Annotated in this window: 10 protein-coding genes; all 10 read left to right on the forward strand. The window is 61.4% G+C overall.

Annotated elements, in window-relative coordinates:
• Window position 1: 1 nt before the first annotated feature.
• Window positions 2–427, forward strand: coding sequence for a cell division protein FtsL (ftsL, locus tag ACR9ZQ_RS09715; protein ID WP_113322231.1), 426 nt, complete (start codon window positions 2–4; stop codon window positions 425–427).
• On the forward strand, window positions 427–2,175 hold the full coding sequence (locus tag ACR9ZQ_RS09720) for a peptidoglycan D,D-transpeptidase FtsI family protein (protein WP_310389326.1): 1,749 nt from the start codon (window positions 427–429) through the stop codon (window positions 2,173–2,175). Before ftsL ends, ACR9ZQ_RS09720 begins: the two co-directional genes overlap by 1 nt.
• Window positions 2,176–2,239: 64 nt before the next feature.
• Window positions 2,240–3,700, forward strand: a complete 1,461-nt coding sequence (locus tag ACR9ZQ_RS09725) for a UDP-N-acetylmuramoyl-L-alanyl-D-glutamate--2,6-diaminopimelate ligase (protein ID WP_481427653.1) — start codon at window positions 2,240–2,242, stop codon at window positions 3,698–3,700.
• Entirely contained in the window at window positions 3,697–5,130 is a 1,434-nt protein-coding gene (locus tag ACR9ZQ_RS09730; protein WP_481427654.1) for a UDP-N-acetylmuramoylalanyl-D-glutamyl-2,6-diaminopimelate--D-alanyl-D-alanine ligase, read from the forward strand. Before ACR9ZQ_RS09725 ends, ACR9ZQ_RS09730 begins: the two co-directional genes overlap by 4 nt.
• A 20-nt stretch (window positions 5,131–5,150) precedes the next feature.
• On the forward strand, window positions 5,151–6,251 hold the full coding sequence (mraY, locus tag ACR9ZQ_RS09735; RefSeq protein WP_113324358.1) for a phospho-N-acetylmuramoyl-pentapeptide-transferase: 1,101 nt from the start codon (window positions 5,151–5,153) through the stop codon (window positions 6,249–6,251).
• A gap of 7 nt (window positions 6,252–6,258) precedes the next feature.
• On the forward strand, window positions 6,259–7,671 hold the full coding sequence (gene murD / locus ACR9ZQ_RS09740) for a UDP-N-acetylmuramoyl-L-alanine--D-glutamate ligase (RefSeq protein WP_310389333.1): 1,413 nt from the start codon (window positions 6,259–6,261) through the stop codon (window positions 7,669–7,671).
• 1 nt (window position 7,672) lies between these two features.
• A complete protein-coding gene (gene ftsW / locus ACR9ZQ_RS09745; protein ID WP_007824016.1) occupies window positions 7,673–8,827 on the forward strand; it encodes a putative lipid II flippase FtsW in 1,155 nt (384 codons plus the stop codon).
• A 6-nt stretch (window positions 8,828–8,833) separates the two neighbouring features.
• Window positions 8,834–9,958, forward strand: a complete 1,125-nt coding sequence (gene murG, locus ACR9ZQ_RS09750; RefSeq protein WP_113324356.1) for an undecaprenyldiphospho-muramoylpentapeptide beta-N-acetylglucosaminyltransferase — start codon at window positions 8,834–8,836, stop codon at window positions 9,956–9,958.
• Complete coding sequence (murC, locus tag ACR9ZQ_RS09755; RefSeq protein WP_310389338.1) at window positions 9,955–11,370, forward strand: UDP-N-acetylmuramate--L-alanine ligase; 1,416 nt, start codon at window positions 9,955–9,957, stop codon at window positions 11,368–11,370. The genes murG and murC overlap by 4 nt, the downstream gene beginning before the upstream one ends.
• A complete protein-coding gene (murB, locus tag ACR9ZQ_RS09760) occupies window positions 11,367–12,341 on the forward strand; it encodes a UDP-N-acetylmuramate dehydrogenase (RefSeq protein ID WP_481427655.1) in 975 nt (324 codons plus the stop codon). The genes murC and murB overlap by 4 nt, the downstream gene beginning before the upstream one ends.
• The last annotated feature ends 3 nt before the right edge of the window (window positions 12,342–12,344 follow it).

Genomic DNA, 12,344 nt, shown 5'->3' on the forward strand with positions numbered 1-12,344 from the left:
TATGCTGAGAACGTTCGATCTTGTGCTCATCGGCATCATGACAGCGGCAGCCGCCGTCACCTATACGATCAAGCACCGCGCGGAGCTTAAGCTCGAGGAGGTTCATCGCCTCGAAGCGGAGATCAAGCTGGAAAAGGACACGATCGATCTCCTGAAGGCCGACTGGGCGCTGCAATCGCAGCCGAACCGGCTGGAGCGGCTGGTCAATGCCTATAACAGCGAGCTGCAGTTGCAGCCGACGGATTCGACCTCGCTTGCCCATGCGCGCGAGCTGCCGATGCTGAAGTCGCAGGTTCCTCCGCCTGATATCACCGAAGCCAAGGCGGGCGCCAAGCCGGGTGCTGCCGCCAAGGCTCAACCGATCCCGATGCCAGCGCCCCGCGAAGCCGAAGACGCGGACCAGATCGAAACGGGAGCGGTGGAATAATGTCCTTCCTTTCCCGCATCATGGTGCTGAAGAGCCAGGCGCATTTTTCTGCCGGCGTCTACGACCGTTTCGGCGCCCCCTCGGGCATGGCGATCGAAGGCTCGCGCAAGCGCAGGGCCGGGCAGGCCAGGAGCCGCGTCGGCCTGCTGATCGTCGGCTTTACCGCCCTCTATGCGGTCATCGGCGCCCGTATGGTCGAATATGCGATGAAGGAACCGGAATCGGTCTCGTCTATCTTGCCGCCCGACCGGCTGATGGCGTCGCGCCCCGATATTGTCGACCGCAACGGCGAAGTGCTGGCGACCGATATCCGCACCGTTTCGCTGTTTGCCGAGCCGAACAAGATCGTCGATACCGACGAGGCCGTAGAGAAGCTGCAGACGGTGCTTTCCGACCTCGACGTCAAGGACACCTATAAGAAGCTCTCGAACCGCACCTCGCATTTCGCCTGGCTGCGCCGCCAGCTGACACCGAAGCAGCAGAGCCAGATCCTGGCGCTTGGCATTCCCGGCATCGGTTTCCGTCCGGAAAAGCGCCGCTTCTATCCGGGCGGCGCGACGGCCGCGCATATCCTTGGCTATGTCAACATCGACAACCGCGGCGTTGCCGGCATGGAGAAATATATAGACGATCAGGGGCTTGCCGATCTCGCCTCGGTCGGCATGACGAGCAACCAGCCGCTGGAGCCGGTGCGCCTTTCGATCGATGTGCGCGTGCAGGCGATCGTACGCGATGTCGTTGCCGATGCCGTGGTCAACTACAAGGCCAAGGGGGCAGGGGCCGTCGTGCTGGATGCCCATACCGGCGAAGTGCTCGCCATGGCGTCTGCGCCGGATTTCGATCCGAACAATCCGCAGGAAGGCTCCAAGGACGGCTGGCTGAACCGCATGTCGAACGGCACGTTCGAGATGGGCTCGACCTTCAAGACGTTCTCGACCGCCATGGCGATCGACAGCGGCAAGGTCTCGCTGAAAGACAGTTTCGACGCCACGAACCCGATCCGCATCGGGGGCTTCACCATTCACGACTTCCACGGCCAGCGCCGCTGGCTGACCGTGCCCGAAATCTTCGAATATTCCTCTAATATCGGCACGGCGAGAATGATCGACATCGTCGGCATGGAGATGCAGAAGGAATATCTGACGCGTCTCGGTCTGCTCTCCAAGATGCAGACCGAGCTGCCCGAAGTGAAGATGCCGAGCCAGCCGCGCGTCTGGAAAAAGATCAACTCCATCACGATCTCCTTCGGCCATGGCGTGGCCACCACGCCACTGCAGACGGCGGTTGCCGGTGCCGCGCTCATCAATGGCGGCAAGCTGATCGAGCCGACCTTTTTGCCGCGCAACCGCGAGCAGGCCGATGAAGTCGCCGAAATGGTCATTAAGAAAAGCACCAGCGACGATATCCGCTATCTCTTCAAGCTGAATGGCGTGAAAGGCTCCGGCCGCAATGCCGATGTGCCAGGGTTTCATGTCGGCGGCAAGACCGGCACGGCCGACAAGGTCGTCAACGGTCGCTACGCCAGCAACCTGAATTTCAACGCTTTTCTGGCGGCTTTCCCGATCAACAATCCGAAGTATGTGGTGCTGACCTTCTGCGATGAACCGCTTGACGGTGAGCAGCACCAGCGTATCGCAGCCTATACGGCAGCCCCCATGGTCAAGAACATCGTGCGCCGCGCTGCCCCCATCCTCGGTGTGGAACCGGAATTTGGCGAAGACGGTTCGGCCTTGTTGGTGTCTTATTGAGTGTGAATCAATGTCGGTGTCGATTCGTAAGGGGCGGTCGGCCTGAACCAGAAAAGTGCATTCGATGAAATTGCGGGACCTTGCCGGAAATGCGTTTCCGGAACTCAAAGCTGAACTTGAAGGACCGGCCGGGGCGCTGGATATATCAGGATTGTCTTCCGACAGCCGGAAGATCGCACCCGGAATGGCTTTCGTGGCGATTGCCGGCTCCAAGGCGGATGGTGCGGGTTTCATCGCTGATGCGATTGCCAAAGGTGCTGCCGTCGTCATCGCATCGCATGCGGCCGAGACCTCCGTACCGGTTCTGGTCGTTGCCGAGCCGCGCCGTTTCCTCTCAGTTGCCGCTTCGCATTTCTATGGCCGCCAGCCGGCAACGATGGTTGCGGTGACGGGCACGGCCGGCAAGACCTCGGTTGCTTCCTTTACCCGGCAGATCTGGGCGCATGCCGGCCATGCGGCCGCGATGATCGGCACGACCGGCGTCATCTCGCCGACACGCAATGAATATGGATCGCTGACGACGCCTGATACTGTATCGCTGCACGAGCTGCTCGCTGAACTGGCCGATGAAGGCGTCACGCATGCCTCGATGGAGGCTTCCAGCCACGGCCTCGACCAGTATCGCCTCGACGGCGTGAAGCTCGCAGCTGCCGCCTTCACCAATCTTGGCCGCGACCATATGGATTACCATCCGACGGTCGAAGACTATATGGCCGCCAAGATGCATCTCTTCGACCGGGTGCTGCCGAAGGGCTCGCCTGCCATCATCTTCGCAGACGATCCGTGGTCGGAGCAGGCGATCAAGGCGGCGACGGCTGCCGGCCACGATGTGCGTACGGTTGGCCGCAAGGGTGCCTATCTGACGCTGAAGCGCGTCGAGCATTTTCGTCACAAGCAGGTTGCGGAAGTTCATGCCGATGGTGAGATCTTCGAAGTCGATATTCCGCTTGCCGGGGATTTCCAGATTGCCAATGCGCTGGTTGCTGCGGCGCTCGCCATGTCGACCGGCGTTCCGGCAAAGATCGCGATGGCGGCACTCGAAAAGCTGCAGGGTGCTTCCGGCCGTCTTGAGCTGGTCGGTCATACCAAGGACGGCGCGCTCGCCTATGTCGATTACGCCCACAAGCCGGACGCGCTGGAAAATGTGCTAAACTCGGTGCGTCCGTTCACGACGGGCCGCGTCATCGTCGTGTTCGGCTGCGGCGGAGACCGTGACCGCGGCAAACGGCCGATTATGGGCGAGATCGCCTGCCGGCTTGCCGATGTCGTCATCGTCACCGATGATAATCCGCGCTCGGAAGAGCCGGCTGCGATCCGCGGCGAGATCATGGCCGCGGCCAAATGCGCTTCCGAGATCGGCGACCGCGCCCAGGCGATACGTGAGGCGGTTCTGCAGCTGAAATCCGGCGATACGCTGATCGTTGCCGGCAAGGGACATGAAGAGGGGCAGACGGTCGGTAGCGTCACGCTGCCGTTTTCCGATCATGCCGAAGTGCGCAAGGCTTTGGAGGAGCGGGTACCATGAACTGGCTCTGGACCACCGAAGACATGATCGCCGCGATGGCGGGCCGTCCGTTCGGCTCGCTGCCGCAGGGTATTACCGGTATTTCCATCGACAGCCGCTCGATTGCGCCTGGTGAAGCCTTTTTCGCGATCAAAGGCGACCGCGTTGATGGGCACGATTATGCTTCGATGGCAATGGCAAACGGCGCGTCGCTGCTGGTCGTCAGCGAGGCCCGCCTACCGGCCATGGGCCGCCTGACGGTGCCGATGATCGTGGTCGAGGATGTCCTTGCCGCGCTCGGCCGTCTGGGGCTTGCGTCGCGTGAGCGTTCGCGGGCGAAGATCATGGCCGTCACCGGATCGGTCGGCAAGACGACGACCAAGGAGATGCTGCGCCATGTGCTGTCTCCCTCCGGTAAGGTGCATGCGTCCGTTGCTTCCTTCAACAATCATTGGGGCGTGCCGCTGACCTTGGCGCGCATGCCGATCGACACCTATTTCGGCGTGTTCGAGGTCGGCATGAACCATCCGGACGAGATCCGGCCGCTTGTGAAGATGATCCGACCGCATGTCGCTGTCATCACGACGATCGCGCCGGCCCATCTCGGCAATTTCCAGAGCGTTCAGGAAATTGCCGCCGCCAAGGCGGAAATCTTCGAGGGGCTGGAGCCCGGCGGCGACGTCATTCTCAACCGCGACAATGATCAGTTCAATTTCCTGGAGCAGGCAGCCCAGGCGCTCGGCATCACGAAGATCCATTCCTTTGGCCAGCATGCCAAGGCGGAGTTCCGTCTCGCTGAATTCAACGGCTCGGACGAAAGCTCGACGCTCTGGATGACGGTTGGAGGCGATACCAAGGAAGTGCGCATCGGCGCGCCGGGCCGCCACATCGCTGAGAATGCGCTGGCTGCATTGGGTGTCGTGACGATCGTCGGCGCCAGCCTCGACAAGGCAATCGAAGCACTTGCGACGCTGAAGCCGGAAAAGGGCAGGGGCAAGCGCTACAGGCTTCCGATCGGCAATGGCAGCTTCACGCTCATCGATGAGAGCTATAACGCCAATCCGGCCTCCATGCGCGCGGCGATCGCGTTGCTTGCGACAGCCGAACCGACCGGCCGGGGACACCGCATCGCCGTGCTCGGCGACATGCTGGAAATGGGCGAATTTGCCGAGCAGGTGCATGCGGATCTTGCCGGCCCGCTACTGGCCGCCGGTCTCGAACATGTCTGGCTCGCGGGGCCTGAGATGGTGGTGCTGAAAGAATCGCTTCCCGACAGCGTCGCAGTCGAGCATCGCGAGAAGACGGAAGAATTGTTGGAATTCGTATTGAACTCGATCGCACCTGGCGACGTGTTGATGGTGAAGTCGTCTATGGGGATCGGTTTCGGCAAGATTGTCGCCGCGCTCCTTGACAAGTACCCGCCAGTTTCAGACACGCAACGCGAATTATGATCGGGTAAAAGGGGCCTTGAATGCTAATTTGGCTAGTCGAACTGTCGGAATATTTCAAATTTCTGAATTTGTTCAGGTACATTACCTTCCGGGCGGGTGCCGCTCTTTTTACCTCCGCTCTGATCGTCTTCCTCTTCGGGCCTGCTATCATCAACTCGCTGCGCATCCGGCAAGGCAAGGGCCAGCCGATCCGCGCCGACGGGCCGCAAACGCATTTCAAGAAGGCCGGTACGCCGACCATGGGCGGCCTGATGATCCTTGCCGGCATCGTCGGCGCGTCGCTGCTCTGGGCCGATCTTTCCAATGTCTATGTCGTGGCGACGCTGCTCGTGACACTCGGCTTCGGCGCCATCGGCTTCTATGACGATTATCTCAAGGTCACCAAGCAGAGCCACAAGGGCTTTTCGGGCAAGGCGCGTCTCGGCATCGAGTTCATCATTGCCGGCATCGCCGTCTATTTCATGATGCGCACGGCGCTCGTCTCGGGTCCGGCAGGCTCCACCTTCGGCTCCTCGATTGCATTTCCCTTCTTCAAAGACTTCCTGATCAATATCGGCATCATGTTCGTCGTCTTCGGCGGCTTCGTCATCGTCGGCGCCGGCAATGCCGTGAACCTGACTGATGGCCTCGACGGCCTTGCTATCGTGCCGGTCATGATTGCCGCCGCCGCCTTCGGCATCATCGCCTATCTCGCCGGTAATGCGGTCTTTGCCAATTACCTTCAGATCAATTTCGTGCCCGGTACTGGCGAGCTTGCCGTCGTGCTCGGCGCCGTTATCGGCGCGGGCCTCGGCTTCCTTTGGTTCAACGCCCCCCCGGCGGCGATTTTCATGGGGGATACCGGGTCGCTGGCGCTCGGCGGCACGATCGGTACGGTTGCCGTCGCCACCAAGCATGAGATCGTCATGGCGATCGTCGGCGGCCTCTTCGTCATAGAAACCCTGTCGGTCATCATCCAGGTCGGCTTCTTCAAGATGACTGGCCGACGCGTCTTCCTCATGGCGCCGATCCACCACCATTTCGAAAAGAAGGGCTGGACTGAGAGCCAGGTGGTGATCCGCTTCTGGATCATCGCCGTCGGCCTTGCCATGCTCGGCCTTTCCACCCTGAAGCTGCGGTGAGGCGGTCATGATCCCGGTCACGACGCTTGCAGGAAAGAAGGTCGCTCTCTTCGGTCTCGGCGGCTCCGGCTCAGCGACCGCCAAGGCGCTGATCGCTGGCGGTGCTGATGTCACAGCTTGGGACGACAATCCTGACAGCGTTGCCAAGGCCGCATCGGAAGGTATTACTACCGCCGACCTGCACACGATCGACTGGAGCGCGCAGGCGCTCTTCGTGCTTTCTCCCGGCGTGCCGCTCACCCATCCGAAGCCGCACTGGACCGTTGATCTCGCGCGTGCTGCCGGTGTCGATATCGTCGGCGATGTCGAACTCTTCGTGCGCGAGCGCCGGGCGCATGCTCCCGATTGCCCATTCATCGCGATCACGGGGACCAACGGCAAATCGACGACGACGGCGCTGATTGCCCATATCCTGAACTCGAGTGGCCGCGATACGCAGCTCGGCGGCAATATCGGCACGGCCGTGCTGACACTCGATCCGCCGAAAAGCGAGCGCTATTTCGTCGTCGAATGCTCCTCCTACCAGATCGATCTTGCGCCGACGCTCAATCCGTCCGCCGGCATCCTGCTCAACCTGACGCCCGATCACCTCGATCGGCATGGCACGATGCAGCACTATGCGGATGTCAAGGAACGGCTGGTCGCCGGCAGCGATGTCGCTGTGGTCGGCGTCGATGACAGCCATTCGGCGCTGATTGCCGACCGTATCGAGCGGGCAGGCGTGAAGGTGATGCGGATATCCCGCCGCAATGTGCTGGCCGACGGTATTTATGCCGAAGGCACGAAGCTCATCCAGGCAGCGGGTGGTGCCATGCTGCCCTTCGTCGATCTCGACGGCATCCAGACGCTGCGCGGCAGTCACAATGCACAGAACGCTGCTGCCGCGGTCGCCGCCTGCCTTGCGGTGGGTGTCTCCGCCGAGGACATCCGTGCGGGTCTTGCATCCTTCCCCGGCCTCAAGCATCGCATGCAACCGATCGGCCGGCGTGGTAATGTCGTCTTCGTCAACGATTCCAAGGCGACGAATGCGGATGCTGCGGCTCCGGCACTTTCGAGCTATAACAGGATCTATTGGATTGCCGGCGGATTGCCGAAGGCGGGCGGTATTACGACGCTTGCGCCCTATTTCCCGCGGATCGCCAAGGCCTATCTGATCGGTGAGGCGGCGGCAGAATTTGCCGCGACGCTCGGCGAGGCGGCACCCTACGAAATATCAGGCACGCTGGAACGGGCCGTGGCGCATGCCGCAGCTGACGCCGAAAAGGATGAAACCGGTCCCGTGGCCGTGATGTTATCCCCGGCTTGCGCAAGCTTCGACCAGTACAAGAACTTCGAAGTCAGGGGCGATGCCTTTGTCGGCCATGTGGCCTCCCTTGACGGCGTGACCATGCTGATCAATTCGGCAACAGGAGACAAATGACATGGTGAGCCGCGCGGAACGTGGAGCATTGGCGGATTGGTTCTGGACCATCGACCGCTTTTTCCTGGCCTTGTTCCTCTTCCTGATGGGCATCGGCTTCATGCTCTCCTTTGCGGCTTCGCCGGCAGTTGCCGAGCGCATCGGCCTGGAGCCCTTCCATTTCGTCAAGCGCCACGCCGCCTTCATGATCCCGTCGATTGCGGTCATGCTTGGCCTCTCGTTCCTGACGCCGCGCCAGGTGCGGCGCACCGCAATCATCCTGCTGATCGTGGCACTCGCCATGATGCTGCTGGTGCTGTTCTTCGGCCAGGAGGTCAAGGGTGGAAGGCGCTGGATCTGGATCGCCGGCCTTTCCATCCAGCCGTCGGAATTCATGAAGCCGGCCTTCGTCGTGGTCTGCGCCTGGCTCTTTGCCGAACATGCGCGCCAGCCGGAGATACCGGGCAATCTCTTCGCCATCATCCTGTTCGGCATCGTCGTCGCCCTGCTCGTGGCACAGCCTGACCTTGGCCAGACGATCCTGACGACGGCTGTCTGGGGAGGGATGTTCTTCATGGCTGGCATGCCGTGGCTCTGGATCATCGTGCTGGGTGTCGGCGGTGCCGGCGGCCTTGTGACCGCCTACTACGTTTTCCCGCACGTGGCGGGCCGAATAGACAAGTTCCTTACCGGCGAAGGCGATACGTTCCAGATCGATACCGCCCGCGAGGCGATCATCCGCGGTGACTGGTTCGGGCAGGGGCCGGGCGAAGGCATCGTCAAGCGCATCATTCCGGATGCGCATACCGATTTCATCTTTTCGGTCGCGGCCGAGGAATTCGGCATCGTCTTCTGCATCGCGCTCGTCGTCATCTTCACCGTGCTGGTGCTGCGCGGCCTGTCGCATGCCTATCGCGAACGCAACGACTTCAATCGCTTTGCCGTCGCAGGCCTTGTGCTGCAGATGGGCATCCAGTCGATCATCAATATCGGCGTCAATCTCGAACTGCTGCCGGCCAAGGGCATGACGCTGCCGCTGATTTCCTACGGCGGTTCGTCGATGGTGGCGATCTGCGTGACGGCCGGCTTCATTCTGGCGCTGACGCGCCATCGCCCGGAAAAACGTGCGCAGGACCGGAGCCTCTTCCGCGTGCCGCACGGCATGCCGGCGGAGTAGGGCATTATGAGCAAGGGCATCGTCCTTCTTGCCGCCGGGGGAACCGGCGGCCACGTCTTTCCGGCAGAGGCGCTGGCCTTCAAGCTGAAGGAGCGCGGCTATTCCGTGCATCTCGTCACCGACAGTCGTGCCGAGCGATATGCCGGTAAGTTTCCGGCCGACGAGATCCATGTCGTGCCGTCGGCGACGATCAGTTCCAAGAACCCCGTGGCCGTTGCCCGTTCTCTGTGGAAGCTCTGGACCGGAATGCGCGCCGCAAAGCGGCTGATCCAGCGGTTGAAGCCCGTGATCGTCGTTGGCTTCGGCGGTTATCCGACAGTGCCGCCGCTGCTTGCCGCCAGCCGCCTCGGTGTGCCTTCCATGCTGCATGAGCAGAATGCCGTCATGGGGCGTGCCAACAAGGCGCTTGCGCCGCGCGTCAGGGCAATTGCCGGCGGCTTCCTGCCCGAGAGCGGCGGCACGTTTTCCGACAAGACGATTGCGACCGGCAATCCTGTGCGGCCGGCGATCCTTGCCGCGGCCGAACAGCCTTACATACCGTCGCATCCGGGCGAGGATTTCAATCTCGTGGTCTTCGGCGGCAGCCAGGGCGCACAATATTTCTCCAAGGCGATGCCGACGGCGATCAGCCTGCTCGACGACGCGCTGCGCGCGCGGCTCCGAGTAACCCAACAGGTTCGCTCGGAGGATATGGAGACGGTGCGCGGGTGTGTAGTGCAGTTGCAGATGGCTGCGGATATTGCGCCGTTTTTCAACGACATGGCGGAGCGTCTTGCCAAGGCGCATCTGGTCATCTGCCGCTCCGGCGCCTCGACGGTTTCGGAAATCTCGGTCATCGGCCGTCCGGCCGTGCTGGTGCCTTATCCGCATGCGCTGGACCACGATCAGGCGGCCAATGCCGCAGCGCTGGCAGCGACCGGCGGAGCCAAGGTGATCGCCCAATCCGAGCTTTCGCCCGAGCGCATCGCCTCTATCCTGACGCATGTTATGAACGATCCTGAAAAGCTTGCGAGCATGGCGGCTGCCGCCAAGCTTGCAGGAAAACCGGATGCGGCGAACTTGCTTGCCGACATGGTTGAGGCTATTGCCGCCGGTAGGACAGTTGCAGAATTCAAGGGGGCACGCGTATGAAGCTGCCAAAGGCGATCGGCCTCGTTCATTTCATCGGCATTGGCGGTATCGGCATGAGCGGTATCGCCGAGGTGCTGCATAACCTCGGCCACAAGGTGCAGGGATCGGATCAGTCCGACAGCGCCAACGTTCAGCGCCTGCGCGATAAAGGCATCGAAGTCTTTGTCGGCCACAAGGCGGAAAACCTCGGCGATGCCGAAGTCGTTGTCGTGTCGACCGCGATCAAGAAGAGCAATCCGGAACTCATTGCCGCACGCGAGAAGCTGCTGCCTGTCGTGCGCCGCGCTGAAATGCTGGCCGAGCTGATGCGTTTTCGCAATGCGATTGCCATTGGCGGCACGCATGGCAAGACGACGACCACGTCGCTCGTCGCCACGCTGCTCGAAGCCGGCGGGCTGGACCCGACCGTCATCAATGGCGGCATCATCAATGCCTATGGCACGAATGCGCGCATGGGCGAGGGTGAGTGGATGGTGGTCGAGGCGGATGAGTCCGACGGCACTTTCCTGAAGCTGCCGGCCGATGTCGCCGTCGTCACCAATATCGATCCTGAACATCTCGATCATTACGGCAATTTCGATGCCGTTCGCGCCGCCTTCCGGCAATTCGTCGAGAATGTTCCTTTCTACGGCTTCGGCGTCATGTGCCTCGATCATCCCGAGGTTCAGGCGCTGGTCAGCCGGATCGAAGACCGCAAGGTCATCACCTACGGCGAAAACCCGCAGGCCGATGTGCGCTTCATGAATGTGCGCATCGACGGCACGCGCTCGATCTTCGACGTTGAAATCCGCCGCCGCCGCACCGGCGAGGTCATCAGGCTTGACGATCTCGTCATGCCGATGCCCGGCCGTCACAACATCTCGAATGCAACTGCGGCCATCGCCGTCGCCAACCGCCTCGGTATGTCCCGCGAGGATATCGCCAAGGGGCTTGCCTCTTTCGGCGGCGTGAAGCGGCGCTTCACGCTGACCGGCGAATGGAACGGCGTGCAGATCTTCGACGACTACGGCCATCATCCGGTCGAGATCAAGGCGGTGCTGCGCGCCGCCCGCGAGGCCTGCAAGGGCCGTATCATCGCCGTCCACCAGCCTCACCGCTATACCCGCCTGTCGAGCCTGTTCGAGGAATTTGCCGCCTGCTTCAATGATGCGGACAGCATTTTCATCGCGCCTGTTTATGCTGCGGGCGAGGACGCCATCGAGGGTGCGGATTCGGAATCGCTGGTTTCCCGCATCAAATCGGGTGGTCATCGCGATGCGCGCTTCCTTCCTTCGGCGGAAGCTCTACCGCAGATGGTAGCAGAGATTGCAAAACCCGGGGACTTTGTAGTTCTGTTGGGTGCTGGTAGCATTACATATTGGGCAGCGGCGCTGCCGAAGCAGTTGCAAGACCTTTCAGGAAAATCCGCATGAAACAGGTTAACGGGGAAAAGCTTCTTGCCTCTCTTGGAGAAGGCGTAAAGGACATTCGCGGCCGACTGACGCCGGATGCCCCCATGGACCGCGTCACCTGGTTCCGCGCCGGCGGTCTGGCCGAGCTGATGTTCCAGCCGCATGACGAGGACGACCTTATCGCATTCCTGAAGATCCTGCCGGATGAAGTGCCGCTGACGGTGGTCGGCGTCGGTTCGAACATCCTAGTGCGCGATGGCGGAATTCCGGGCGTCGTTCTGCGCCTGTCGGCCAAGGGCTTCGGCTTTGTCGAACTCGCTGGCGAAAACCGCATTCACGCTGGCGCCATCTGCCCGGACAAGCATGTGGCCGCCATGGCAATGGATAATGGCATCGGTGGCTTTGCTTTCTATTACGGCATTCCGGGTGGCATCGGTGGTGCTGCCCGCATGAATGCCGGCGCCAACGGGTCCGAAACGAAGGATCGTGTCATCGAGGTCCAGGCGATCGATCGCAACGGCAACAAGCATCTGCTGACGAATGCCGAGATGGGGTATTCCTATCGCCATTCCGATGCTGCTGATGATCTGATCTTCACCTCGGTGTTGTTCGAGGGTTATCCCGACGATCGCGCCAAGATCCGCGCCGAGATGGATGCCGTTCGTAACCATCGCGAGACGGTGCAGCCGATTCGCGAAAAGACCGGAGGTTCGACCTTCAAGAATCCCGAGGGTCATTCGGCCTGGAAGCTGATCGACGAGGCGGACTGCCGCGGTCTCGTCATCGGTAGTGCGCAGATGTCGTCGCTTCACTGCAACTTCATGATCAACATGGGGCAGGCGACGGGCTACGATCTGGAATATCTGGGTGAGGAAGTGCGCCGCAAGGTTTTCGAAACTGCGGGCATCAAGCTCGAATGGGAAATCAAGCGTCTCGGGCTCTTCATGCCAGGTCGCGAGGTTCGCCCCTTCCAGGGCGTGACGACAGAGTAAGCG

It is taken from the genome of Rhizobium sp. KNZ14-9A, from assembly GCF_056755015.1.